Below are 616 nucleotides of genomic sequence, written 5' to 3'. Positions count from 1 at the left end.
TATGGCTTGATATCTTCGAATATGAATGCTTTTGGATTTTCGAGAATGGACTTAATTTCCATAAGAGGAGAAACTTTGGATTTCATCGAAGAGGGGCTACCTAAAGTATTTCCTGAGCTGGATTCTAAGTCTAATACGTGTAAGTTTTCGGATGATATTCTTACCTTTTTCTGGAATATACCTGTAAGACCTTCACTATCTTCATATGCGCCCGTAACTAGGAGGTAGTCTCCTGAAGGAAGTTCCAGGCTTTTCAGGGAAAGGTTTCTCTGATTCTTCTCACTTATACTTATCGTACCATTATCTTTCCCTATAATAGTCTGGATTTCGTTCTTAAGCTCGTCATTTCCATTTTCGGATTCATGTCCGTTCAAACTTGTTTCCAGACTACCGATAATGTCAACTCCGTTCACAATAGGTCTGATTCCTGTTGTCATCCTCCACCTTGGGTTCGTGCCTTCAGACGATATATAGGCACTATCCTTTATTATTACAGCCCAGTAAGTATAATTTTTCTCTGCAGGTGCATTCTTCAGATCCATGCTGACTTCTAAGTTTTTGCCTTCTTGAAGGGCATCCGGAGCTCTGGCTTCCATTTGATATTCGAGAACTTCAA

The 616-nt window shown here is 39.9% G+C and carries 1 protein-coding gene; it reads right to left on the bottom strand.

The features are described 5' to 3' along the window. Positions 1–616, bottom strand: a 616-nt coding sequence (locus ASJ81_RS14855) for a TIGR04279 domain-containing protein (RefSeq protein WP_141241753.1), incomplete at both ends; no start/stop codon positions are given.

Origin of the sequence: Methanosarcina spelaei (genome assembly GCF_002287235.1) — an archaeon.
GTDB lineage: Archaea > Halobacteriota > Methanosarcinia > Methanosarcinales > Methanosarcinaceae > Methanosarcina > Methanosarcina spelaei.
This window is presented reverse-complemented; position numbering and strand designations above follow the sequence as displayed.